A 25,000-nucleotide genomic window follows, 5' to 3' on the forward strand; every position below is an offset into this window, starting at 1 on the left:
TTGTATGATGTTGCTTAATGAAAAAATCGTATTTTTTGTGAAAAGAATGAGCAATTTAAAGCTGTCGTGGAATGGAATCACAATGGTGAAGATCATAAGGAGAGTGTTAAACTGACAGCAATTACAGGGTCATAAAAATTGAACCATTGTAACTTTTAGTATAATATTACACTAAAAAGAACATCGGAGGTTCCTCCATGGATAAAGAATACATAACCGAACTCATTTCATCCAAGTTAAGATTAATCCGTGCGGAAAGCGGCTATACGCAGGAGAAAATGGCGAACGTGCTCGGGATGTCGAAGAAAACGCTCGTGCAAATTGAAAAGGGCAGGTCGGCAGCGGGGTGGGCGCATGTTGTCGCGGTATGCGCGCTTTTTCGGAACAGTGAGGTGCTGCAGGCCGTGCTCGGGGATGAGCCCCTTGAGGTGGTGGAGACTGTCGCTCACCGAAGCATCGACAGACCAAAAGGGAAGACGCTCGGCGGAAAAGTGTGGTGGCGGGACATTGAGAAAAAAGGCGAGTTTCGGCTTCAGCAAAACTTGATTTCTCACCATTACCGCATTTTGGATTCGTATGACGACCTATGGTTCAGCACCTTTGAAAAACAGGATGCTGTGGCGCGTTTGGACGAGCTGTTCAATGAACAGGATGGGGTGGAATGAAGAAAAAGTTAAGTCCTCTGAATTTGCTGGTCTTCATTCCTCCAAGATAAGACATAGTGAAAAACACTGCGTGTCTTGTCTGTGGAATCGGAGTTGAGAACAGTTTTCCACCTTATTCTCACTCCAGCACATCATCAAGCAGCTTCCACATCAGCTCCCTCCGGTTTCCTGCGCCCGTCTTCAAAAAAATCGATTTCAAGTGGTCTTGAACGGTGTAAGCCGATATATGCAATTCGTCTCCGATGGCTTTTGTTGAAAGTCCGCGGATGACCCGGTACACGATGTCTTTTTCCCGGTCGGACAGGTTGTAGGCTTCTGCTATCAGCGGTATGGTTTCTGCCGGTGAAGCAGGCTCGAATGAAACGGCGATCTGGCCTGATGGACCAAAGCCGTCTAAACGACTCGCTTTAATGGATAGGCAGGAATGACCCGGAATCGAGATGACCGTTTTTGCCGGATCGGCAGTTTCAGCCGCTGCCCGCGTGCAGACGGCCCGGACAGGTCTCGGCACGGCATCGCTGCCGATCCTTTCCCAGCCGCGCAAGATATTTAGCCAATGGAGGGCCGCTCGATTGCATGACAAGGGCTGCAGGTCTTCCGACAAAATCAGAATGCCTCCGACATGTTTCATGTGAAACACGTCTTTTTTTGACAGGTGGTGTCTGAATTGCTGAAGGTGCCGGCCGATAAGCGGTGCGAGTGAAGCGAGTAAGCTCTTATCCTTTTCTGTAAATAGCGGCTGTCCTCTTTTCCTCAACAGGGTAAGGTATCCCCGGCACTCCCCCTTGCTGAGCAGAACGGCGCGCAATTCATCTTCATAGCCTGCAGGCCCAAGAATGTTGCTGTAGCGTTTGCTTTGCCGGAAGTCTCCTTTGACCGATTCACTTAATATAGCCGCTGTCTGTCGTGTCTGAATTAAGGCTTCGAATCGATTCACATCCTCCTGCGTGTACTCAAGCTCGAATAATTGCGGATGGATCGCTTCAATTTGATCGTCTGTGACGGCTCCGATGGACAGTAAGGTCTTGGGGTCTACAGCCGTGCAGCATGATGCATCAAACGGAATCGCCTGTTTTAATGCAGACAGCATGGCTTCGATATATTGGGGCGAAGAACGGGTTGTGCGCTGCAGTTCGTTCAGTATGTCTTTTAACGGCCGGTTCATGTCGGTCCTCCTCTTTAAAAATCCCAGGTTTAAGGGATGGTGGTTTGTTGAAACTCCTTTATAATTGAGAACAATTCTTAATTAATTTTACTAAAAGGAGAACGGCTTGTCGTGAACATGGACTGGAATCATCCTGATGTCTATCAATACGAAAAGAAAATCCCTTTAAAAATCCCATGCTATGAAATGCTCTACGATATGATGGATCGCTTGTTGACGGTCCGGTTTTCTGAAGATGCGGCTAATGTGATGGTCGTCGGGGCCGGAGGTGGGCAGGAGCTCGTGACGCTTGCAAAAAGACACCCGAATTGGTCATTTACAGGAGTCGATCCGTCTGCCAGCATGCTCGGTTTGGCGAGAAAAAGGCTGGAGCTCGCCGGAATTCAGCCTCAAGCCGATCTGATTGAAGGAGAAGTACATCAGCTTGAGTGCGGATTTCAATATGATGCTGCGACATGCATGCTTGTGCTTCACTTTGTCCGCCATAAGCTTGAATTTTTGCAGCAGATCGCCTCAAGATTAGCGGATGGCGCTCCGTTTTTCATTGCAGCCATTCAAGGCGACATGACGTCAGAGGCATTCAAGTGGCAGATGTGTGCCTGGAAGGAGCATATGCTGGCAGGCGGGATTTCTGAACAGGAATGGGAGAGCTTTTCCGCTTCAATCGGCAGCCGCTCTCATCCGGTGCCGGCTTCAGAGGTGGAGGATCTGCTCGGCAAAGCAGGCTTTACAAACGCAACGAGATTTTTCAGCGCTTATGTAATCGACGGCTGGTTTGCTGTGAAAGGAGGCGGCAAACAATGAAGAAACATATTGTCGTGATCGGCGGGTACGGTCATGTCGGCGCCCAAATCTGCCGGAGTCTCGGGGAAAAATATCCGGGCCGTGTGTATGCTGCCGGAAGAAACCTGGATCACGCCGAGCGTTTTAGTCAGGAAACGGGCGGCCAAGTGAAGCCGATGCGTTTCAACAGAGATGCACCGGCTGACTGGGATTGGCTCAAGACGACGAAGCTGGTGATCGTGTGCATCGATCAGGAAAACACTGAGTTGGCAGAGGCTTGTCTGGCGAGCGGCACGGATTATATCGACATTACGGCGAACGGTTCATTTTTGGCTCAGCTTGAACAGCTGAATGACGAAGCATGCCGCGGCACGGGATTATTAAGCGTCGGCCTGGCTCCGGGGCTTACCAATTTACTTGCGCAGAAAGCCGCCCAGGCTCTCGATGAAACGAGCCGGATTGATATTGCGATCATGCTCGGTTTAGGTGACAGCCACGGAAAAGCGGCGATCGAGTGGACAGTTGACCATCTGAATACGGTGTATGATGTGAAAGAAAATGGACGCTTGATGGAAGTCAGCAGTTTTACAGACGGCCGGCGGACAAACTTCGGCGGGCGATTGGGGGGCCGGACAGCGTACCGGTTTCCTTTTTCCGATCAGGTGACATTGCCAGGCACATTAGCCGTCCCTTCTGTTTCTACCCGGCTTTGCTTTGATTCAAGGCCTGCCACCGCACTGATTGCGGCCATGCAAAAAATCGGCGCAGTCAAGCTCTTAAACAATAAGGGAATTCGAAATCTGGCGGTCCGTATGCTGGGGGTGCTCAACATCGGATCAGCGCAATACGCGGTAAAGGTGGATGCTGAAGGATTGAAAAACGGCCGGAGCACCGGGACAGGCATCGCGCTGTTCGGCGAAAATGAATCATTCATTACCGCACAGACAGCCGCTGCAGCCGCGTCAGCTTTGTATACCGGAAGCTTTCCACACGGAATATTTCATTTGGAACAGCTGTTTGAGCTTGAATGGGAAGGAAGAGAGTCTTGCTTAATTCAGAAAGAAACCGGTGACCGGTTTGTGATATCGTTTGACATCTTGTTAGAAAGTGAGATGATAAATATTAGAAAATAATAGAAGGAGTGGGAAATATGCAGCCTGAAGATATTGTCAGAAGCGGTCCGAACCAGTACGTTTGCAGAGAGGGGATCGCGAAAGAACTGCCGTCATTTGCGAATGCATTCGAACGGCCCGTCATCATTACTGGAGTCAAATCGTTTAAAGCTTTTACGAGTTATACGACGCCTCCAAACGATTGGAAAGTCGTTCAGCATACGGGCTGCAGTTCCCTAAATAAGATTAAAAAAGCAGCAGAAGCAGCAGAATCGGCAGATGTCATCATCGGGATAGGCGGGGGAACCGTCTTAGATACGGCGAAGGCAGCCGCCGATTTGTTGAACATTGAAGTCATGATGATTCCGACGATCCCGGGAACATGCGCGGCAAGCACGCCGTTAAGCGTGATCTATGATGATGACGGCAACTTTTCGGGCGTCCAATACCATAAGCGCTCAAGCTATTTGACGCTGGTCGATCCGCTGCTTCTCCTTTCTTCGCCGGTCGCTTATGTGAAAAGCGGAATCGGTGATACGCTTGCGAAATGGTATGAGGCCGAAGCGATCATCAGAAATACGGCCGATTCGCTTTCCATCATGGTTCAGACAGGGCTGAGGCAGTCTGTCTATATTCGGGATATTTTGTTGACAGAAAGTCTGAAAGCCATAGAAAGTCTTGAAAAAGGCGAAACCTCCTCATCTTTCGCACATGTCCTCGAAGCGGTTATCGCGCTGGCTGGCACAGTAGGTGGATATGCGGGACGCTATGGCAGAATGGCCGGAGCCCATGCAATCCACAACGGCTTAACGTTCATCCCCGAAACCCATCGTGTGCTGCACGGCCAAAAGGTAGCCTACGGGATACTCGTGCAGCTTGCTTTAGAAGGACGGACAGATGAAATTGCCGAACTGATTCCCTTTTATGAAGGGCTCGGTTTTCCGAAAAGACTTAGCGATTTAGGCATTTTAGAAAACGTTGAAGAGGCAAAACGGACCGTTGCCGCTCATGCCGTGCGTCCGGATGAATCTTTATGTCTGATGGGATCTTTTCATGAAGCTGATGTGATGGCGGCGATAGAGTCGCTTGAATAAACCTGATAAATAAAACGAGTCAGCCATCCTGTAACGGATGGCTGACTTTGTTAAATTTCCACTTTCACATCGGCGCTTTTTTTCAGTTTTTCAACCTGCTGTCCGAGTTTTTCCTGTCTTTTTTGCTGTTTGAGCATGTCTTGGATTTGTTTCTTGACATCGTCAAACGCAGGTGTGTTTTTCTGTCCGCTGTCTTTTTGCTGTGCGGCAAATTGATCATAGTAATCTTTGATTTCTTTGTCTGTGACCTGATCTGCCGGCAGTTCTTTGTCAATATATTTTTCTGTTTTGATATTGTCGGCAATGTCACTTTTCAGCGTGTTCATGTTTAAGCCGGCTTTCTTGACAGCTTCCTCAAAATCTTGTTCATTTTTATACTGCTTTTTGCTTTCGTCCAGCTGTTTTTCAATTTCTTTCTCAGATGCTTTGTAGCCTTTTTTGTCCGCTTCTTGGGTAATTAAAGCCTGTCCGACCAGGCTGTCGATGGCCTGCTTTTTGATTTGCTGTGCCGCATCTTTTGAAGTCGGATCCTGTCCTGTTTGCTGATACTGCATTTGTGCGGTTGATAATACGCTGTTATAGTCCTTGCCTGTGATCTTTTCATCGTTAACGACAGCCACTGTTTTTGTATCATCGACTTTTTGCTGATCAAGCTTTTTCTGCATGGCTTTCATTTGCTTTTCTTGATCCTGCTGCCCGCTTTGGGCTGTTTTTTCTTGATTGTTTGCCTTGGATTGCTGATCATCATGATTTGAAGTGCAGGCGCCCAATACGACAGCCAATAATCCAATCATGAGAGATGATATGCCTTTTTTCATAATATATCTCCTTTCTTCAAACAGAAGTGATTCTTAAAATGACCTTTAGTGGGCATTCTAAACGATCGTCTCTGAAAAAGAAACCATTTGGAATCAATTTTCCAAAATGTAATCGAATTGAAAGGAGATCGTAATGTGATGGCCGAGTTCCGGTTTACTTGATATGTTTCGGATCAAAGCCGTAGACTTCGAAGTCCTTCGCAAAAATCTCCTGCACCAGCTCTTTTGTTTCGTCATTGTAAAAGCTCTCAAAAGTCGGTAACACCCAGTCGAAGGATGACATGGTGAAAACGGTGTCCGCGAATTTTCCTTTTTTGAGCATAGTATCGGAAAGATGGTGCGGTGATTTCGACAGCTGTGATATCGGAGATTTCAATAATTTGTATTTGTTTTCAATCTCTCTGATTTGCGCGCTGAATTGCTCGAGGTAAATATAATTGGTGACAAACTCTTCTTCTCCTTCGAGATACTGAGGACCAAGGTGCCGGTCAATGGCGCTGATTTCCGGCCCCAAATCTTTTAAATAATGCAAGAATTGGGTGAAAGACAGCCCTGTATTCATGTCACTGTTGAACAGACAGATAAAATTCGGGGAGCAAATTGCCGCCAGAAAGGAACTGACTGCTCTCCGGAAAGGGTTGCGCACAAGCTTGTAAGTGTCCTTTTTTCCCTCTTTTAATTCTGCCAGAAGATCCTTCACATAATCCGGCTGCTGCGTATAGATCGTATTTCTGTAGTGATGAACCTCCCCCGCGCATCTTCGGCCAACATCTTCAAGCAGTCCGTTTTGGAAAAAGAACCAGCGATTCAGCGTCGTGCAGCCGCTTTTTGGAATCCAGAACAGAATGATCGGAAAATCTTTCGCAAAAAGAGGGGTATAAAGGTAAATCAAGCGATTCAGTCTCTCATCTTCAAACATGCAGAACACATCCACTTCTTTCTTTGTTTTGGTCCGCCTGAGACAGCGGTTGCCTTTATACACAAAGTATGCCGTCACCAATGAATTGATAGGGCGATAATATGAATATATTTCAAAATGATAAGATCTGGCAGACGGTTCCTTATTGAACCATATATAGAAAAATAAGTTTATGCTTTAAAACAATCTTATGATACTAGAGCATGCCTGTACAGTTTATATTTAATGGAACTTTCTGTTTCACTGCATGCTCCGCCTGAGGTAACATGAAAATGAGAAATGCCTGGGAGCGTTCTGAAAGGTCAGATGCTCAAGGAAAATGGAATAAAGGGAGGGTCGCTCATGCAGATTCGCATGACTGAATATCACGTTCCCGACCCCGAGTCGGGTCCGTACGGGATCGCCGTATGTGCAAACGGGCGCATTTGGTTTACTGAACAAAAGGGAAACCGGATCGGTATGCTCACAGAGTCTGGAGATATTACCGAATATACGATTCCGACGAAGAGCGCAGGCGCCTCGATTATTACTCCCGGGATTAGCGGTGAGCTATGGTTTACGGAGTATAAAGCGGGGAAAATCGGAAAAATGACGCCTCAAGGGGAAATAACTGAGTATGCCCTTCCTCCAGGTACTGCCCCGTTTGGGATCACCGTAGGCTGTGACGATGCCATGTGGTATACCGATATGGCCGGACATCAAATCGGCAGGCTGTCATCTTCAGGCGAAATCACTGAATATAAACTGCCCAAACCGGGAGCCTTCCCGTCATTTATTACAAGGGGAGCAGACGATGCACTCTGGTTTACACAAAATCAAAGCGGCTCCATCGGGCGAATAACGGCAGATGGAGACATCAGCGAGTATCCGCTTCCTGGAGAACAATCCGGACCGGTCGGAATCACTGCAGGCCCGGACGGAGCTTTGTGGTTTACAGAAATAAACGAAAATCAAATTGGGAGAATTGCGGTCTCAGGGAAGATCAGCGAATACCCGCTTCCGACAGCCAATGCCCGCCCGCACGCGATTACCGCCGGCGGCGATGGTGCCCTGTGGTTTACGGAATGGGGTGCGGGTCAAATCGGCCGCATTACAGTCAACGGGGATATTACGGAATATCCAATTCCGACGGCCGAGTCTGAACCGCACGGGATAGCGGCCGGACCAGCCCAATCGATCTGGTTTGCAGAAGAGTGCGGCCGTATTGGGAAAATCTCTATTCTTGATTAAAAAACGTCCAGTTTGCTGGACGTTTTTTTATATATTATTCCGTTCTCGTTTCCATTCTGCGGTTGGGAGAGCCAAGGCCTTTATTCATCAAGTAAAAATGGAAAATGTATTCACCGATTGCCATAGCGACTGCTGCAAAAAACGCGGCCAATGCAGCGGTGTTTGCAGCCGTTCCCATCGCAAGAGCCATCAGCCAAACGACAAGAAAAGCGACGCCTAAATCGGCTAAAGTGGCTGTGATGTTATTGGTCTTCGGCAAAATAAACAAATCACCCAGCAAATAGGATACCGCGCCAAGAACAATTGTGATGAAGAGGGTGTTTTCAAAACTGAAACTAAACCCGAGCCCGAGAACAAGGTACAGTATCACAATTGTCATGATGCCTTTAATGGCAAGGGCTTTCACATGTTCCATAACAATTCGCTCCTTTATACGAGATTTTAGTTTTTCTTTTCCTCGTATTCAGAAAACGAAACATGCAAACTTGCTTTTTTAACGGGCTCAGACATTTTTCCGCCATTCTTTCTGTTTCTTGCATAGTAGATGATATAGCATAACGCCATAAATGGAACACCGCAAAAAAGGGCGATTCTTTGGTTCGGATCAAAGGCAATGCCGATGCAGGATGCCAGACATAATAGAAAAGCGGCAATCGGTACTGCCGGATAAAACGGTGTCCGGTATTTTAAGCCGTCTGCGGTGTTTCCTTCAGCCAAAAAGCGTCTGCGGAACATGAACTGCGAGGCTGCAATGCTCATCCAGACGGCAACAACGGCAAAGCCTGAAATTGATACAAGAACGATATAGACGGAATCAGGTGCAAAAACACTGGAGAGCAGCGACAGAATGCCGCCGATCATACTGAAAATCAGCGCGTTCAACGGAATTCCCCGTGAAGTCAGCTTTTGAAAAACGGGGTGTAACGTTTTTTCTTTTGACAGTGACCAGAGCATCCGGGAGCAAGCATATAAGCCTGAGTTGGCCGCGGAAAGCAGAGCCGTCAGAATCACAAAATTCATAATGTCGGCCGCGTATGGAACACCGATACGGTCAAAAACGACGACGAACGGGCTTTTGATCACACCGGCTTCTTTGACCGGAATGAGGCATGAGAGCACGAAAATCGTTCCGATGAAGAAAAGCACCAGTCTCCAGAGTGTTGTCTTGATCGCTTTTGGAATGTTCTTTTCCGGTTCGGCGCTTTCTCCGGCGGCAATCCCGATCAGCTCCGTACCCGAAAACGCAAAATTCACGGAGAGCATCGCCATAAAAATTGGAAGGAAACCGTTCGGAAAGAGCCCGCCTTCTCCTGCAAAGTTTGAAAGAAGCGGTGCGGAATCTGTATTTTGTAGCGGGATGATGCCGAATATCGCCGCTCCGCCTAAAATAATAAACAATATAATGGCAAGTACTTTAATGCTCGAAAACCAAAATTCGGACTCGGCAAAAAATCTCACTGAGACAGCATTGAACACGAAAATCAGTGCAGCGAAAACCGCGCTCCACATCCACACCGAAGTATCGGGGAACCAGCGCTGCATTAATAACCCGGCAGCGGTAAATTCCGAACCCAGCGCGACAGCCCAGGTCAGCCAGTAAAGCCAGGCGACGGTGAATCCGGTGCCCGGCCCGATGAATTTGGAGGCATACATATGAAACGATCCGGTGACAGGCATGGCGACCGATAATTCGCCGAGGCAGAGCATGACAAGGTAGACAATCAGAGCCCCGACTAAGTAGGCTAAAATCGTTCCGGCAGGACCCGCCTGTGAGATCGTATAGCCGGAACTTAAGAAAAGACCCGTGCCGATAACGCCTCCCAAGGAGAGCATGATCAGGTGTCTCGTTTGCATTTTTCTTTGAAAGTTCTGACGATTGTTGTTTGACTGTTCCATCATATCTCCAGCTTTCTCGCCCAGTCGGCGACGGCTTTTATGTCTTCAGGTGTTGTTCTGCAGCAGCCGCCGATCAGCTGTGCTCCTTGGTTGTACCAGCTGCGGGCGCTTTCTCCGAAGGAAGCTTTGCATGCCGCACCATGCCATGTTTTTGTCTCCGGATCATACTGTTCACCGGAATTCGGATAGACGATAATCGGTTTAGCTGTATGCTTTTTGATGCCGCCAATGAGCGAAGAGACATGCTCCAGCCGCGTACAGTTTACGCCAACTGCCGCAACCTGGTCATGCTGATCGAGCCATTTCGCGCATTCGCCGGCTTTCGTGCCGTCGCTGATATGACGTCCGTCTTTAGCGCTGAAACTGATCCACGCATGTGTGTCAGGGAATTCTTTCAATAAATGAACGATTGCTTTTGCTTCTGAAAGGCACGGTATTGTTTCACAGGCTAACATATCGGCGCCTGCATCGATTAAAGCGGCCATTCGCTGCCTGTGAAAATCGGCCAATTCGTCTTCTGTGACGTCATAATCCCCCCGATATTCGGAACCATCCGCTAAAAAAGCGCCGTAAGGGCCTACTGAAGCGGCTACAAACGGTTTGGGCCGGCCTTTGCGGTTTTCCGGAACCGCCCAAAATTCATCGCGTGCTTCTACAGCAAGACGTACAGACTCCCGGATAAGGTGGAGCGCTTCTTGTTCACTGAGGCCGCGTTTTGTGAAACCTTCAACCGTCGACTGATAGCTGGCTGTCATCGCGCAATCGGCGCCCACACGGAAATAATCCAGATGCACTTGTTTGATAAGCTCGGGGTTTTCGATGAGCATTTTTGCAGACCACAGGCTGTCGTTCAAATCACAGCCGTACCGTTCAAGCTCGGTGGCCATCGCGCCGTCAAGTGTGATGATAGGAAATTGTTCTAAAATCGATTGGATCGGATTGGTCATCTCATTGTTGAGGATCTGTCGTTTGAGACCCCGGCCTCCTTTTTTAGAGTTTTTAAAAATATATGAAAAATAGTTTAAAAGACTTCAGTAGCTTTTGTCAATCTACCAAAAATCAGTTTTTACTAGTAGCTTTTGTCGTTTTCTATTTAGGGTAAAACGGTACGTCTCCGCATATTTTTTTTAAAAAAGACTGATAAGGGGTATTGGATGGATGAAAAAACTGATTATCAATGCTGATGATTTTGGATATTCAAGAGGCGTGAACTATGGAATTATTGATGCCTATAAGCTGGGGATTTTAACATCAGCGACGTTCATGACAAATATGCCGGGCGCAGGTCATGCGGCGCGGCTGGCTCGCGAATCGCCCGGGCTCGGGATCGGCGTACATTTGGTGCTGACCTGCGGAAGACCGCTTTTGTCTGACCACCGGACGATCGTCGATGCAAAGGGGAATTTTCGCAATCTCGCATTTTATCAAGGTGCTTTTACAATTGATACTGATGAAGTATACCGAGAGTGGAAAGCGCAGATTGAAACATGCATCAACATGGGCTTGGAACCCGATCATTTGGACAGCCACCATCACATCAACGCTTCCCCGGCCATCTCAGACGCATTTTTGACGCTCGCCAAAGAGTACCGTTTGCCTGTCAGGCGCAATATGGAGAGTGCTGTGATCACGGAAAAAGGAGTGAAGACAACAGACTTTTTTTTACCTGTCCTCGAAGCGGCTTTAAAGGATGAAGAAGCCGTCTCTGAACTGTTTGAAGAGCATGATACCGTGGAGGTCATGACCCACCCGGCATACATCGATAAGGAGCTTTTGACGAACTCTTCTTATACTTATCCGAGAGTCGATGAACTTGAATTTTTAACCGATCCGGACGTTGTCATCCGTTTGAATAAGCTTACTGATGTCCAGCTCGTATCATTTAGGAATTTGACATAAGGAGAATGCCGAAATGAAACATATTTTTCAGCTGCTGGGAAAGTCTTTGCTGATTCCGATTACCGTTCTTCCGATCGCCGGCCTGCTGCTGCGTCTTTCTGCGGAAGATATGCTGAATATACCGCTTTTTCAAGCGTCAGGCGTGATATTGAACAATATGGATGTCCTGATCGCAATCGGCATCGCCATGGGCTTTGCCCGTTCAAAAGATAAAGGAATTCCTGCGCTGACAGGATATTTGGCGATTACCGTATTAAAAGAGGGGCTCGGCATCTTGAATCCTGATCTTGATATGAGCGTCTTCGGCGGGGTGCTCGCCGGCCTGATGGCGGCTTTCATTTATAACCGGTTTCAACATACGAAACTGCCAAGCATGTTTTCATTTTTTGGCGGAGAGAAGTTTCCGATTACGATGATCGTATTGGTGACGATTCCGGTGGCAGGCTTTTTTTCAATCGTCTGGCCTTATGCAGAAGCGGCGATCGACACTTTTAGCCAGTCGCTTGTAGGTCTTGGCGCTTTCGGGGTGTTTGTATTCGGATTTCTGAATCGGTTTTTGCTGCCGTTCGGCCTTCACCATGTCATGAATACGTATATTTATTTTGGGCTTGGGCGCTATGAGACGGCATCCGGCGAAGCGGTGACAGGGGAAATTACGCGGTTTTTGAATGGAGACCCGACAGCCGGCTACTTTCTCGGCGGCTTTTTTATCACGATGATGTTTGGCATTCCGGCGATCGCTTTGGCAATCGCGCATGCAGCCAGAACGAGAAAAAAGGAAACGAAAGCGCTCATGTCTTCAGGAGCAGCCACATCACTGTTCACCGGGATTACGGAACCAGTTGAATTCACGTTTTTATTTACTTCGCCTTTATTGTACTTTCTTCACTCGGTCTATACGGGACTTGCCGGAGCGGTGCTCTGTTTGCTTGGGATTCGTCACGGCTTCTCATGGGGAGCAGGCGCAATCGATTATTTGCTGAACCTTAATTTATCAGACGGCGGATTATGGATCATACCCGTCGGCCTTGCCTTTTTTGCTCTCTATTATGTTACGTTTTACTTTGTGATTATAAAGCGAAACATTCCGGTGATCGGAAGGGAACAGGAAACACCTGAAGGAAACCGGCTGCATCAGTCTATGGCTGCAGGCATTCTTAAGCATATCGGCGGCCGTGAGAATGTCGTGACTTGCGAAAACTGTATAACCCGTTTGCGAATGAAATTAAAAGACACGTCCTTGGCGGATGAAGCGCAATTAAAGCAATTAGGAGCGCACGGTGTGGTCAAAATTGACCAGCATCATATCCAGATTGTGATCGGAACGGATGCTGGGAATGTGAAAAAAGATTTGCAGAACTTAATCGGGGAGACTCCGCCGGATTAAAAACTGGAGTTGATTGTCCCGTACCTTTTGGGAAAATCACGAGTCTGCGAAAAATAAGCTTGCACCTCCAGCAGCGTGAGGCGTTATGATAGGAATAAATCGTCAGTTGGAGGGGATTTTTATGGAAAATGACGGATATTATTCAATCGGTGTTTTTTCAGAAATGACAGGGACATCCATTCGGACGCTCCATTATTACGATGAAATCGGCCTGTTGAAGCCTGAAAAACAGCCGGGAACAGGCCGCCGCTTCTACACAGACAGAGATGCGAGAGAGTTGCAGAAAATCACATGTTTTAAGTTTCTCGGGTACAGTCTTGAACAAATTCGCGCTTTCATGAAGGATGCATGCTTTGATGCCGGTCTGATTGAGGCGCTGCAGGAGCAGAAAAAGGTGCTGGAGGAGAAAAAGGAACATATTGAAACAGGGCTGAAAGCGATAAACAGGACAATCGGTCTTCTGGAGGAGGAAGAGGAAATCGACAGTTCTGTTTTCATGAGCCTGCTGAACAGCATCCAGACTGAGAAGGAGCAGCGCATATGGCTTGAACAGCAGGTGTCCAAACGTTTTGCCGATGATGTATTCGGCAAATCAGAAGATGAGATGGCCAAATTGGATCAAGAGTATGTTCGTTTATCTAAGGAAGCCAAGCGGCTCATGGGAAAACCGGTTGATGACCCCGAAGTGCAGGAAATGGCGGACCGATATATGAAGACGAGTTTGGAATTTGTCGGAGAGGGCGTGCTGTCGGCTTTAGGACAGATGGAGACAATCGAATCGCAGCAGCTGGCAGAGAAGTTTTCTTCACCTTTTACAAAAGAAGAGGATGAGTGGCTGCAGCAGGTGTTCGAATATTACATGATTCACAACGATTTCTGTCCCGAAAACGGCCGATGAAAAAATCCGCCGGAGCTTTTAATGCAAAAGCTCCGGCTCAATTTTCGCCGTTTCATTATCAAGTGAAACATGCAGTTGATGGTTTTGATTAACCGAAGCGAAAAAGATTTCATCCATTCGTTCAAGCCCTTTTTTTTTCAGCTGGTTTTTGAGCCAGTTTTCCGTTACATTCAATTGGTGAAGGACAGATGTGTACACTTTCCCGTCAACGATGACCGGATATGAAAATTCGCCGCTGCTTTTTTGAATCCCCATATCTTCAGCCGTGACTTCCATTTTATTTGGCTTTTTGTATACCGTTAAATTTCCATTCGCCTCTATAAACGCCATTTCTACGTCGCTGACATTGAAAACATCTTTTTCACGAAGCATTTGCAGAACATTATCCACCGAATATCTGATTCGTTTTAAATTGCCGACAATAAACGTTCCATTTTTGATGACGATGGTCGGTTCAAATGTAATCAGACGTCCGAGTGTTCTGTTTTTGATCATGATTTTTGAAGCGAGTCTTTGCAATAGGGCAATCGCAGCCACCGCAGCGGCGGTATGCAAATGTTCAATCCTCGGATCGGCTATGTCAGCTCCGACGACAGCCCCCAATGTAATAATGATTAAAAAATCAAATACAGGCATTTCGCCGATTGAGCGTTTTCCCATTAGCAATGTAACAGCCAATAAAAGCGGAAGGATGGTGATGATTCGCCCGTAGACAACCAAAATTTCTTTCATAGTTTCCATTTTCTCGCTTCCTTTTTATAGCCTTTTGCCAATTCAAGATTGACGGCCGTCATTTTCGAGTTGAGGTCATGATATGGATAAGAATCGCTTATTTCAGGAAGCCGGTTGGCATCCTCCTGGTTTGAAATCACACGACCCGCCGAAACAAACCGTTTTGGGGGAATTGTAACACCGATTACTGTTGCTCCCGGTTCAATCACCGTATTCTCTTGGATATAGGCATCAAAAACAAGGCTTTGCATCCCGACAAAAACATTGTTGTCAATTCGTACGGGACCGTGAATTTGACATTGCGGGGCAAGTGAGACTTTCTCGCCTATGTAAATGGAATACGATTCACGATCCTTAAAAACGGAATGTTCAGTAACTGGGCTGTTGTACTCATAGTTTTTCATACCGTGCAAGACAACTCCGTCCTGGATATTGCAATCATGGCCGATGTAGATTTTTAATCCCGTGTCTCCTCTGATCGAAGAGAAAGGCCCGATGAAAACATTTCGCCCGATGACCACACTGCCGATGACCGAGGCGAAATGATGGATGTATGAGGACGCATCAATATCCGGAATATCTGCTTCTTGATTAAATGACGCGGTAATATTGGGACTGACATTGTCTTGGATCAGCAGCTTTTCAAGAAACTTCCCGGCGAGTGACGAAACCGTTAACCCGAGGATGAGTTTGTTGCTTAATTTCATATGACCTGCCTCCTTTATTCAGGTAGTCTGTCTAAAAAACGGGATAATATTTATGGGCGGCGGTCTGAAACTAAAAAAGAGGATATGGGGAGATAACGGCTAATAAAGCAATGGAATAGGTTTTAGGAAGCGTTCAAGACGATTACCATTTTCATCTCTGAAAAAACAAAGGAAATGATTCATTTAGAGGAGGAAATTTACGGTCAGCTTGCCTTGGCTGACTCCTCGACAGAGCTCTATTTTAAGGGAGGTTGAAACTTTGAATCTATCTTTGGCAGTTGCATTAGTTATATCTGTGTTTTTAAATATATTTCAGCTGGCACAACTCAAATCCAATAACCGAAAAACGCAAACTGGGAAGAGAGTACAAAAAGGCCGCTCAACCCCTTCGCTGCCATCCTGTGGACTTATTTCGCCATTATCATTCTTTTGATGTTGGCTGCATTAGTAACCGTTATCATACAGCTTAACGAATAATATTAGCGCTTCTCTTCTGCTGCCGGCTTTTTATTATTGCCACAGTCATAACGAAAAATGCGCAGAAATTGCAAGGAGAAAAAACGATGAAAACGGGATCGCTCGGCTTTACACACACGGAAACGATTGCCCCGAAGGGATCTATTTAAAATGAAGAGACGTTCGAATTTGAAACTCAAAAAAGATGGGCAAATCGTAAAGCATGCGGTAGAAAATCATAAGGAAGAGACAAATACCGCAGCTCCTCCTGCCAAAAAGGATAGAGACATTGGACATGTCAAAAAAAACAGGAGGCAACCCGCTGCCGAATACAGGAAATAATCGCCTGTACCGTGCTTTACTCATTGGACCCATCCTTCTTATTATCGGACTTGCTATGTTTGTTTTAAACTGTAAAAAGACTCAAAATCAAAGTGCGTAAATATTCCCCAAAAGACAGCGTTACGGCTGTCTTTTTCGTTTGCGAAACAGCTTTTCGCCCGCGGCACCTGCGGAAACGCCGAGCACATAAGCCAATAAATCGCTCCACAAAAATCCATAACCGAGAATGAGTCCGCCGAGCGGAACGGCTCTGATATCATCAATCCATGGAGCGTGATACAGCTGGCTGCATTCGATTAAAAAACAAAACGCGAGCGCAATCAGCGCCACTGAAGCTGTCTTCGCGTTTTTGAACAAAAAGCCTGCGCCGAAGAAAATCATCAGCGCCCACAGCGCATCCCCTAAATAGGCATTCACGATGTCCGGCAGCATATCGGCCGCCTTTCTTGAAGCAAGCCCCGCCGCCATCGCTGCGAATATCAGCGCAAGCCGGCGGATACGGCTTCTTTTCATATTCATGGCTGGACCCCTTTTCTGCCAAAGCAGGTGAAGTAAATCTTCGGAGACATGACGGATACAAGAGGAAAAACGTTTTATTATTTTGGACGGTTTAAAATGAACGAAAAAAGCCGCCGGATACGGCGGCTTGTGTTATATCGCATTTTTGCTTTCGGTTTTTTGTTCGGTGCCGGAGCGTTCCCAGCATTCGACGCCTTCATGGTTTTCAAGAACATCTTTATAAAAGACCGGATCTTTTCCAGCTTTTCGCTGTTTCACATAGTCTTTCAAGGCGGCAAATGCCACTTTTGACAGCAGGAAAATCGCGATTAAGTTGACGATGACCATCAAGCCCATGAACAAGTCGGCGAGGTCCCACACAAGCTGGACTTTTGATACCGATCCGAAGATAACCATCGCAAGCACACAGATTCTGTAAATGAAGAGCCATGCTTTGTTCGTGTGCAGGAATTCGATATTCGTTTCTCCATAGTAGTAGTTTCCGATTAAGGTGCTGAAAGAAAACAGGAACACCATAATGGCAAGAAAGCCTGAGGCCCATGCTCCGATGTGCGTGCTGAGCGATGCTTGCGTCAACTCGATTCCGCTCAGCCCCGGTTCTTGATACGCATCGGAAAACAAAATGATAAAAGCTGTGCTTGAACAAATCACCAAAGTGCTCGTGAAAACCCCTAAAGCCTGGACAAGACCCTGTTTGACAGGATGGCTCGTTGTCGCTGCGGCTGCTGCATTCGGCGCGCTGCCCATCCCGGCTTCATTTGAGAAGAGGCCGCGTTTGATTCCGTTCATTAGCGCTGCGCCGATGGCTCCGCCTGCCGCTTGTTCAAGGCCAAACGCATGACCGACAATCAAAGAGATGACGTCCGGCAGTTTCGTAATGTTCATCAGCATGACAAAAACGGCGACGCCGATATATAAGACGGCGAGAAATACGACAATATATTCGGACAGCTTGGCGATCCGTTTGATACCGCCGAAGGTAATGATGCCGAAGGCAATCGTAATGATAATCCCCAGTGTAAGACGGTCTGTGCCGAATGAGTTTTCAAAAGCGACCGTTATCGTATTGGACTGGACCGCGTTAAACACGATTCCGAAGGATAATGTAATCAAGACGGCAAACAGCGCACCCATCCAGCGTTTTTTCAAACCCTTTTCCATATAGTAAGCAGGGCCGCCGCGGAAGCCGTCTTTATCCTTTATTTTATAAATTTGCGCCAGCGTGCTTTCGACAAAGCTTGACGCCGAACCGATGATGGCGATGATCCACATCCAAAAGATAGCGCCGGGTCCGCCCAAGGCAATGGCGATCGCAATCCCCGTAATATTTCCTGTGCCTACTCTCGCGGCCATGCTAATGCAAAAAGCCTGAAAAGGAGAGATTCCGTTTTTGTCGGGTGCTCCTTCCTTTAAAACCCGGAACATGTCTTTCAGCAAGCGAACTTGAAAGAACTTCGATTTAAAAGTAAAAAACAGTCCTGAAGCCAGAAGCATAATAATTAATAGTTTTGACCAAAGAAAATCATTTGTGACAACAATGACTTCTTGAAGGAATTGCTGCATGCTTTCACCTCTTTTTTGTGATTTTAAAAAATACTGAGATCCCATTCACGGGCTATATGTTTTAACAGCATTCCGCCCGTCATGCTGTTGCCGTAATCGTCAATCGCCGGACCGTAGATGCCGATGCCGCATCCATGCCGAAAAGGCTGTTCTCTTTTCATGCTGGCAGGCACCGCGCACATGATTCCGCCGGAGACGCCGCTCTTTGCCGGAATGCCGACAAAGGCCGCGAATTTTCCTGAAGCATTGTACATGCCGCACGTCAGCATTAAAGCTTTTGTCAGCCTGGCGACATCCTTCGGGATCACCTGCTCTTGGCGGAGAGGGTGATATCCGTCATTTGCGAGAATCATGCCGATCAAGGCGATGTCTTCAGTGCTTCCTTCCATGGAGCATTGCTTCAAATAGACTTCAAGCGTTTCTTCGACGTCTGCTTCGAGGAAGCCGGTTTCCTTTAAATAATGGGCCAATGCTCTGTTCCGATGGGCGGTTTGCCACTCTGACCGAAATACTTCCTCATTGATTTCAAGCCGTTTTCCAATCATTTTTTCAATGACTTCATGAAGCGACTCCATTTTTTCCAGTGCCGATTCACCGGGTAGGATCGACGCAACGGTCAGCGCTCCGGCGTTGATCATCGGGTTAAACGGCTTTCCCGGCTTGTGCATTTCAAGGCGGATGATTGAATTGAACGCGTCTCCCGTCGGTTCTACATCAACACGGTCTAATACGTAAGAAATCCCTTTCGTCAAACACGCTGCGATAAAGCTGACCACCTTTGAGATGCTCTGGAGTGTGAATGATACGTCCCAAGTTCCTGCTTTGATCACCGTTTGATCAGAACCGATCACACAGATGCCGAGCTGGTTAGAGTCGATTTTTCCTAAAGCGGGAATGTATTCGGCGTTGCGTCCGCTTGCGGAAAAAGGACGGTAATGTTCAACCAAATCTTCAAGGCGGGATTGCCAGAAGCGGGCGTCATAGCGTTCTTCCAATACTTCATTCATCGAATTTCCTCCAATCTGACCTGTTAAAGCTTGCAGGTTTGCTGAAAAAATACGAGGCTCTAAAAAGCGGTGATTAGGGCATGGCGGCAGAAGGCAAAGGGGTATAAGCCTCTGCCGCACAAGTTGTTTTAAAGCCTGTTCTTTCCTGGGAAAAGGGGTTTGGGTTGCGCAAGGGAGTGAGTTGCGGGAAAATATAAGCGTTTTCAAATAGAGAAAATATACATTCAATTTATAATAGAACCTACATAAACCTACAAAAAGCGACAAAAATATTTAAAAAATAAGCCAATTGATTTAAAAATCAAATCGACTGTGGGTAAAATGGGAGTTGCGGAAAACGTGCGGTTAAAGTCAAAATAAAGCAACACGTTTGTAATGGAGGATCAGCATGATGGGTGGAAATTGGGGAAGCGTGATGAAGCAGGCGGCCCGGCTTGTAAAGAAAGACGGCTATATCTTAACAGTGATGATGTTAACGGTGCCGCTCGCAGGAGAGCTGAAGTTCTATCCGTTGAACGAGACCTTCCGGGTCAGCTTCGGCGTTCCAACTTTTTTCTTTCTTTTGTTGCTGCTGCGGAATGTCCCGGCTGTGCTGTCCGGCTTTTTAACGGGAGCGGCCGTCGTCGGGTTTCGGGTGCTGCTTGATGCATTCGGCCCGGGGCAGATCGATTGGTTGTCATCCTTTTATCACCATTATCCGACTTTTTTCTTTTATTTCACATATGCGTTTCTATTCTACTTGGCAAAAGTGAAGCGATTTCAATTTCGCCCGCTCTACATCGGGTTTCTGGGCTTCGGAATTGAACTGATTGCCGATGGAGCCGAACTGGTCGTTCAATATATGATGTTCGAGTCTACCGTCACCCCGGGAAAGATCCGCGACATGATGGCGATTGCTTTTTCCCACAGCTTTATTGTGCTGAGCTTTTTTAATGTCATGAAGCTGTATGAAACGCAATCGCGGGAAAAGCAGATCCGCGAACAAAATGAGCACATGTTGATGATCGTTTCAAATTTATATGAAGAAACCGTTCATTTGAAAAAGACGTTGAAGAATACTGAAGAGATTACGAACGAATCCTATCAGCTGTACAGGCTCTTAAATAGACAGAGCGATAACAATTCCTCTGTCCGGCAGATCAGCCAGAAGGTGCTGCGCCTCGCCGGTGAAATCCACGAGGTCAAAAAAGACAACCAGCGCATTTTCGCCGGGCTTTCAAAACTAATTTCGAAAGAAAGCTTCAGAGACTACATGGCGGCAGAAGATCTAGTTCGGCTTGTGGCCGGCATTAATCGAAAGTATGCCGAATCGCTCGAAAAAGACATTGACTTTCATTATTCGATAGACGGAGAACATCCAAAATACCACGTGTATACTGTATTATCCGTGATTAATAATATTATGGCGAATGCGGTGGAAGCGATTCAAAGACAGGGCTCCATCCGCCTCAGCCTCTATAGGCGCGCCGATGACATGCTGGAATGCCGCGTGGAAGATGACGGACCGGGCATTCCAGAGAAAGTCGGGGATGTGGTGTTTGAGCCGGGATACACGTCAAAATATGATGAATTCGGAACCCCTTCAACCGGAATCGGTTTGTCTTATGTGAAGGAAACTGTCGAGGAGCTCGGGGGGAGCATTCGATTTCAGAGTGATGCAAGCGGTGTTGTGTTTACGATCAGACTTCCGGTCCAACAATTGATTCAGAAAGGGTGAAGGCCTGTGCGTTTTTTTATTGCAGATGATGACCGTGCTGTGCGATCGATTTTAAAACAAATCATTGAAGACGAAGATTTGGGAGAAGTGGCCGGAGAAGCGGAAGACGGCTGCGATTTGGAAGGCCACGTCCTGAATTTGCAGCAAATTGATATTTTGTTTGTCGATCTTTTAATGCCGCTCCGCGACGGAATTGAGACGGTTCGTCATTTGTATGGCGCTTTCTCAGGGAAGATCATCATGATTTCCCAGGTGGAATCGAAGGAAATGATCGGTGAAGCCTATTCTTTGGGGATTGAATATTATATACATAAACCGATTAACCGCATTGAAATCTTGAACGTCATTCAAAAAGTCAAGGAGCGCATCGAGCTGGAAAGGTCGATCCATGACATACAATCTTCGCTGAACCGGCTCGTGAGTCTCGGCAGCGGACGAAAAAACGGCTTTAGGGAAAAAAGCATTCAGGAAACGGGCGAATTTCTCCTTTCTGAACTCGGAATCGTCGGGGAGAGCGGGTCCCAGGATTTACTCGCCATCCTTCAGTATTTGTTTGATGATGAACAGACTTCATTATATGAAAAGGACTTTCCGCCGCTCAAACAGATTTTTCATCAGATTGCCGAGCAAAAGCTCGGGCCGGCTGCTTCACCCGTGGAGATCAACAGGGAGATTAAAGCGTCTGAGCAGCGGATACGGCGGGCGGTCAGCCATTCGCTAAACCATTTCGCATCACTCGGTTTAACAGATTTTTCAAATCCGCGGTTTGAAAGCTATGCGTCCCGTTTTTTTGACTTTACTGTCATCAGCAAAAAAATGAAAGAGCTGCAGAAAGACTCTGCCGCCGCCTTGCCGTCCGCCCGCGTCAACACGAAGAAATTTATTCAGGTTTTCTTTTTGGAAGCCAAGCGGTTGAGCGAAAGCGCCGGAAAAAGGGGTTAAAAAGAGCTTCCTCACCTTAGAGGAAGCTCTTCTGCATGCCGGTTACCCAGCGTATTCTCTTTTCAGCAGCGAAAACATGTATACGTCAATCAGTCTTCCTTTCGCTTTCTCGTAATCTCTTAGCAGTCCTTCCTTTTGAAAGGATAACGAGTTGAGGAGTTTGATTGAAGGCGTGTTTTCGGGCTCTACCTTCGCTTCGATCCGGTTGAGGTTCAAGCTTGTAAAGCCGTAGTCGATCAGCTTTTGAACAGCTTCGGAAGCAAAGCCTTTTCCCCAATGATTTCTCCCTAAGTCATAGCCGATTTCAGCTCTGCCGTTTTCCTGGTCGATCATATTAAAACCGCACGTCCCGATGACTTCATCCGTTTCTTTCACAATGATTGAAAAGCGGTTTGCCTGCCCTTCAAGGCTTAAATCATTGATCATTTGGATCATGTCCCGCGCCTGTGAGACGTCTGTAAAAGGCGTGATATTCATATATTTTGTGACTTCCGGATCTGACCAGTATTGACAGAGGACATCTGCATCTTCCAATTCCATTTTTCTCAAAGTCAATCTTTCTGTATAAAGGGTTTCCATGTTCTTGCCTCCAAGTTCCGTATTATTAGGAATGTGAAAGGACCATTCATCGATTTGCGCATCATTCATGTTCATAGAATAAAAAGTAAACTGTTATCGGGAAACGGAGGGATAAATCCCTTTTTTATCTAAAATGGAAAGTGCAATTTCGGCAGCGGAGCTTCCGGCAGCCCGTTTTTCACCTTGAATATGAACAGCAAAGAAAAAAGTATTATCGGCAGTTTCTACATACCCGATAAACCAACCGGCATGGAGTTCCCCGTTGATTACCGAGGTTCCGGTTTTACCGGATAAAACCCTGCCATTTGATTCTTCTAAACGTATCGAATCTTTCACAGTTTCAATATTAGACTGTTTAAAATCAAATTCGTTATCATAAAACTTTTTTAATATATTGACCTGTTCAAGTGGAGAAATTTGAAGAGAGCCATCCAGCCAATAATCGGCCGGGACTGAAAAATCCTCATTTCCATAATGTATAGATTTGAGATAATGACGTAAATGATCCTCCCCAATTTGCCGGTCCAATTTTTGAAAATACCATGTTGTGGAGCTGCTCATCGCAGAGAATAAATCCTGGTCTTGATTCCATTCTTTATACGGATATTGAGTCCCATCCCAAGTCATGTGAGAGTCGTTCTTCGTGATGATCCCGGATTCCAGTGCGAGCAATGCGCTAAACACCTTGTAGGTGGAAGCAGGTGCGAATCTGGAGGTGCTTTCTTTCCTATTGTATATTGTATACTTTTTCCTATTAGAATTAAACAGGACAAAGCCCCCTGAGGCTGAAAATTTATCAAAAAAAGTGCTGTAATCTTCGTATTCTACATTGGTGCCGGGTAAAAAGCGTGTTTCTTTTTGCATGGCCAATATAGACACAGAAGGAGTACCGGCTAATATGGCCCCAAGAACAAGAGTGAACACTAAGGCGCTTTTCGCCTTTAGCAAAGGTGATGCCGTCTGAAAGTTGACAACTGTAACAATCCGTCTTTTGATATGTTTGTATGAGTTGCTGAATTCAGAAGCGGCTAACAAAGACGATGTTCTTTGCTTAATTGAAGTGAATTTTAAAATCACCTCGCCATATTTGAGGTGCAATTTTTTATCAAGCGTTTTTAATACGGCAAAGTCGCAAGAAATCTCCATCTCCGTTTTCGCTTCCTTTGATAAATACCATACGAGAGGATTAAACCAATAGACGATTTTCAACAGGCAAAGAAAATAGTTGATAAGCATATCTTTTCGTTTGCAATGGTACAGTTCATGAAGCAAAACACATTTCATTTCGTCGGCTGAAAACATTGAAATATCTTTTGGCAAGATAATATATGGACGAATGACCCCAAATGTAATGGGGGATTTTATCAATGGAGAACGGCCCAAAATGACTTTTTGATGAAAGCGTATTTCCTCTTTACATGTGTGAAAAAGGGATAATAGCTCTTTGTTGTTAACAATTTGCAGGTTCTTTTTTATTTTGCCGATTTTTAGATTGCTATAAAGAGTAGCCAAAAGCATAACGGCAACGCCCAATATCCAAACTGCGAAAAAGGCTGAATCTATCATTTTGGAAGACGATTGTTCAATCGACAACGAAAAGTCCTGCACCCAGTTTACATGTTGGCCGATTGCTTCTGTCGTCTTGTCTGTGGAGTGGGTTTGGGATAAGGCCGATTGAGCTCCTCCTAAATTCAGAATCCAGTCAAAATGATGGCTTTTTAGAAAATGAAAGGGGATAAAAGGAGCGATCAATGCCAAAAGAGAAATCACGCTAATATAATAGTGGGTGCCTACAGTGATTTGAGTCCTGAGCAGTTTTTTAATGAGTATGATGATAGAAAAAAACAGAGACAATAGAATTTGACTAACCAAAAAGGGAATAAAGAAAGAACTGCTCATTTCATTCCTTCTTTCTGTTCTTATGTTCTTCTAATATTTGATACAATTCATTAATTTCTTCACCTGACAGCTGATCATTCTCCAAAAAGTTTAATACCATCGAATTAAGAGTTCCATTGTAAAACCGGTTTAAAAAACTGTGACTCTTAACCTCTATATAATCACTTTCGTCTATATTTGGTGTGTAAACGAAAACCCGTCCTTCTTTATGGTGGTTTAAAGCGCCTTTTTTAATGAGGCGCAGCAGCATGGTTTGGATGGTTTTAGGGCTCCATGTACTGGTTTTGGATAACTCTTTAATTACCTCATTGGTATTGATCGAAGAATGCTTCCAGATGACTTTCATCACTTCTAATTCCGCATCAGAGATTTGAGGTATTTTTTTCATTTTAATCATCCTATACTTACAAATGTAATACTCTCATTATAGGTTTGCCATTTTAAGAAGTCAATTTAACTGGAGTGAACATGCAGTTTCTGCATTTTTAATTCCATCACTTCCCTCCGTTCATTTGTCCCCGGTGGAAACGAGGTCATCATTTCCTTCCGAAAAAACGGTTGCATTTAAATCTTACATATGTAATACTTTCAAAGACTACATTTGTAAGATTTGATGTTTGAGTCGGCTGAAAGATCGTACGTACCAATTATTGTTTCGTGATTGTTCAAGC

24 protein-coding genes are annotated in these 25,000 nt (G+C 46.0%); 10 read left to right on the forward strand and 14 right to left on the reverse strand.

Annotation, left to right across the window (positions count from 1 at the left end; all coding sequences use genetic code 11):
- Nucleotides 1-197 precede the first annotated feature (197 nt).
- The gene (locus MHH76_RS01475) at nucleotides 198-665 is read left to right on the forward strand and encodes a helix-turn-helix domain-containing protein (protein ID WP_025810853.1); all 468 of its coding nucleotides are present in this window, start codon (nucleotides 198-200) and stop codon (nucleotides 663-665) included.
- A gap of 118 nt (nucleotides 666-783) precedes the next feature.
- Here the strand turns inward: MHH76_RS01475 and MHH76_RS01480 are convergent, their stop codons facing one another.
- Nucleotides 784-1,830, reverse strand: a complete 1,047-nt coding sequence (locus tag MHH76_RS01480; RefSeq protein ID WP_224066835.1) for a LuxR C-terminal-related transcriptional regulator — start codon at nucleotides 1,828-1,830, stop codon at nucleotides 784-786.
- A 117-nt stretch (nucleotides 1,831-1,947) separates the two neighbouring features.
- Here MHH76_RS01480 and MHH76_RS01485 point away from each other — a divergent pair, with 117 nt between their 5' ends.
- Genes MHH76_RS01485 through MHH76_RS01495 form a run of 3 tightly spaced genes read left to right on the forward strand, consistent with a single transcriptional unit; the run spans nucleotide 1,948 to nucleotide 4,819 of the window.
- Entirely contained in the window at nucleotides 1,948-2,634 is a 687-nt protein-coding gene (locus MHH76_RS01485) for a methyltransferase (RefSeq protein ID WP_043054537.1), read from the forward strand.
- Entirely contained in the window at nucleotides 2,631-3,746 is a 1,116-nt protein-coding gene (locus tag MHH76_RS01490; RefSeq protein WP_020449970.1) for a saccharopine dehydrogenase NADP-binding domain-containing protein, read from the forward strand. Before MHH76_RS01485 ends, MHH76_RS01490 begins: the two co-directional genes overlap by 4 nt.
- 17 nt (nucleotides 3,747-3,763) lie before the next feature.
- Nucleotides 3,764-4,819: an iron-containing alcohol dehydrogenase family protein gene (locus MHH76_RS01495; protein WP_020449971.1), complete on the forward strand. Its 1,056-nt coding sequence runs from the start codon at nucleotides 3,764-3,766 to the stop codon at nucleotides 4,817-4,819.
- Nucleotides 4,820-4,869: 50 nt separating this feature from the next.
- Here the strand turns inward: MHH76_RS01495 and MHH76_RS01500 are convergent, their stop codons facing one another.
- Complete coding sequence (locus MHH76_RS01500) at nucleotides 4,870-5,637, reverse strand: SurA N-terminal domain-containing protein (protein WP_020449972.1); 768 nt, start codon at nucleotides 5,635-5,637, stop codon at nucleotides 4,870-4,872.
- Between the two features lie 154 nt (nucleotides 5,638-5,791).
- Nucleotides 5,792-6,556: a sulfotransferase family 2 domain-containing protein gene (locus MHH76_RS01505; RefSeq protein ID WP_020449973.1), complete on the reverse strand. Its 765-nt coding sequence runs from the start codon at nucleotides 6,554-6,556 to the stop codon at nucleotides 5,792-5,794.
- Nucleotides 6,557-6,898: 342 nt separating this feature from the next.
- Here MHH76_RS01505 and MHH76_RS01510 point away from each other — a divergent pair, with 342 nt between their 5' ends.
- On the forward strand, nucleotides 6,899-7,786 hold the full coding sequence (locus MHH76_RS01510) for a glycoside hydrolase (RefSeq protein ID WP_020449974.1): 888 nt from the start codon (nucleotides 6,899-6,901) through the stop codon (nucleotides 7,784-7,786).
- 34 nt (nucleotides 7,787-7,820) lie between these two features.
- On the opposite strand, the gene MHH76_RS01515 is transcribed toward MHH76_RS01510, so the two are convergent.
- The 3 genes from MHH76_RS01515 to mmuM are packed head-to-tail and all read right to left on the reverse strand — an operon-like array spanning nucleotide 7,821 to nucleotide 10,629.
- Nucleotides 7,821-8,201, reverse strand: coding sequence for a DUF2512 family protein (locus tag MHH76_RS01515; RefSeq protein ID WP_003178548.1), 381 nt, complete (start codon nucleotides 8,199-8,201; stop codon nucleotides 7,821-7,823).
- Nucleotides 8,202-8,227: 26 nt separating this feature from the next.
- A complete protein-coding gene (mmuP, locus tag MHH76_RS01520) occupies nucleotides 8,228-9,682 on the reverse strand; it encodes an S-methylmethionine permease (RefSeq protein ID WP_020449975.1) in 1,455 nt (484 codons plus the stop codon).
- The gene (mmuM, locus tag MHH76_RS01525) at nucleotides 9,682-10,629 is read right to left on the reverse strand and encodes a homocysteine S-methyltransferase (protein ID WP_020449976.1); all 948 of its coding nucleotides are present in this window, start codon (nucleotides 10,627-10,629) and stop codon (nucleotides 9,682-9,684) included. Before mmuM ends, mmuP begins: the two co-directional genes overlap by 1 nt.
- Before the next feature lie 211 nt (nucleotides 10,630-10,840).
- On the opposite strand from mmuM, the gene chbG reads away from it, so the two are divergent.
- The 3 genes from chbG (at nucleotide 10,841) to MHH76_RS01540 (ending at nucleotide 13,866) form a co-directional block, all read left to right on the forward strand.
- Nucleotides 10,841-11,581 carry a chitin disaccharide deacetylase gene (chbG, locus tag MHH76_RS01530; RefSeq protein WP_043054028.1) on the forward strand — a complete coding sequence of 247 codons (741 nt, stop codon included), beginning with the start codon at nucleotides 10,841-10,843 and terminating at the stop codon, nucleotides 11,579-11,581.
- 13 nt (nucleotides 11,582-11,594) lie between these two features.
- Complete coding sequence (locus MHH76_RS01535) at nucleotides 11,595-12,968, forward strand: PTS transporter subunit EIIC (RefSeq protein WP_043054029.1); 1,374 nt, start codon at nucleotides 11,595-11,597, stop codon at nucleotides 12,966-12,968.
- 121 nt (nucleotides 12,969-13,089) lie between these two features.
- Nucleotides 13,090-13,866: a MerR family transcriptional regulator gene (locus MHH76_RS01540; protein WP_023857747.1), complete on the forward strand. Its 777-nt coding sequence runs from the start codon at nucleotides 13,090-13,092 to the stop codon at nucleotides 13,864-13,866.
- Nucleotides 13,867-13,884: 18 nt separating this feature from the next.
- On the opposite strand, the gene MHH76_RS01545 is transcribed toward MHH76_RS01540, so the two are convergent.
- The 5 genes from MHH76_RS01545 to MHH76_RS01565 form a co-directional block, all read right to left on the reverse strand.
- The gene (locus tag MHH76_RS01545; protein ID WP_025810840.1) at nucleotides 13,885-14,607 is read right to left on the reverse strand and encodes a DUF421 domain-containing protein; all 723 of its coding nucleotides are present in this window, start codon (nucleotides 14,605-14,607) and stop codon (nucleotides 13,885-13,887) included.
- Nucleotides 14,595-15,305, reverse strand: coding sequence for a carbonic anhydrase (locus MHH76_RS01550; protein WP_025810839.1), 711 nt, complete (start codon nucleotides 15,303-15,305; stop codon nucleotides 14,595-14,597). The genes MHH76_RS01545 and MHH76_RS01550 overlap by 13 nt, the downstream gene beginning before the upstream one ends.
- 918 nt (nucleotides 15,306-16,223) lie before the next feature.
- On the reverse strand, nucleotides 16,224-16,622 hold the full coding sequence (locus MHH76_RS01555) for a DUF2809 domain-containing protein (RefSeq protein WP_020449984.1): 399 nt from the start codon (nucleotides 16,620-16,622) through the stop codon (nucleotides 16,224-16,226).
- 132 nt (nucleotides 16,623-16,754) lie between these two features.
- On the reverse strand, nucleotides 16,755-18,185 hold the full coding sequence (locus MHH76_RS01560) for an alanine/glycine:cation symporter family protein (protein ID WP_020449985.1): 1,431 nt from the start codon (nucleotides 18,183-18,185) through the stop codon (nucleotides 16,755-16,757).
- Nucleotides 18,186-18,208: 23 nt separating this feature from the next.
- Entirely contained in the window at nucleotides 18,209-19,192 is a 984-nt protein-coding gene (locus MHH76_RS01565) for a glutaminase (protein ID WP_020449986.1), read from the reverse strand.
- Between the two features lie 388 nt (nucleotides 19,193-19,580).
- Between MHH76_RS01565 and MHH76_RS01570 the strand changes: the two genes are divergently transcribed.
- A complete protein-coding gene (locus MHH76_RS01570) occupies nucleotides 19,581-20,909 on the forward strand; it encodes a sensor histidine kinase (protein ID WP_039073141.1) in 1,329 nt (442 codons plus the stop codon).
- A gap of 6 nt (nucleotides 20,910-20,915) precedes the next feature.
- Entirely contained in the window at nucleotides 20,916-21,851 is a 936-nt protein-coding gene (locus tag MHH76_RS01575; RefSeq protein ID WP_020449988.1) for a DNA-binding domain-containing protein, read from the forward strand.
- Nucleotides 21,852-21,893: 42 nt separating this feature from the next.
- On the opposite strand, the gene MHH76_RS01580 is transcribed toward MHH76_RS01575, so the two are convergent.
- The 3 genes from MHH76_RS01580 to MHH76_RS01590 all read right to left on the reverse strand — a co-directional run bounded on the left by MHH76_RS01580 (nucleotide 21,894) and on the right by MHH76_RS01590 (nucleotide 24,717).
- Entirely contained in the window at nucleotides 21,894-22,430 is a 537-nt protein-coding gene (locus tag MHH76_RS01580) for a GNAT family protein (protein WP_020449989.1), read from the reverse strand.
- Between the two features lie 93 nt (nucleotides 22,431-22,523).
- Nucleotides 22,524-24,329 carry a BlaR1 family beta-lactam sensor/signal transducer gene (locus tag MHH76_RS01585; protein ID WP_020449990.1) on the reverse strand — a complete coding sequence of 602 codons (1,806 nt, stop codon included), beginning with the start codon at nucleotides 24,327-24,329 and terminating at the stop codon, nucleotides 22,524-22,526.
- Nucleotide 24,330: 1 nt separating this feature from the next.
- Nucleotides 24,331-24,717: a BlaI/MecI/CopY family transcriptional regulator gene (locus MHH76_RS01590; RefSeq protein WP_020449991.1), complete on the reverse strand. Its 387-nt coding sequence runs from the start codon at nucleotides 24,715-24,717 to the stop codon at nucleotides 24,331-24,333.
- Nucleotides 24,718-25,000: the final 283 nt, after the last annotated feature.

Origin of the sequence: Bacillus sp. FSL L8-0193, assembly GCF_037976065.1 — a bacterium.
Classification (GTDB): Bacteria; Bacillota; Bacilli; order Bacillales; family Bacillaceae; genus Bacillus; species Bacillus paralicheniformis.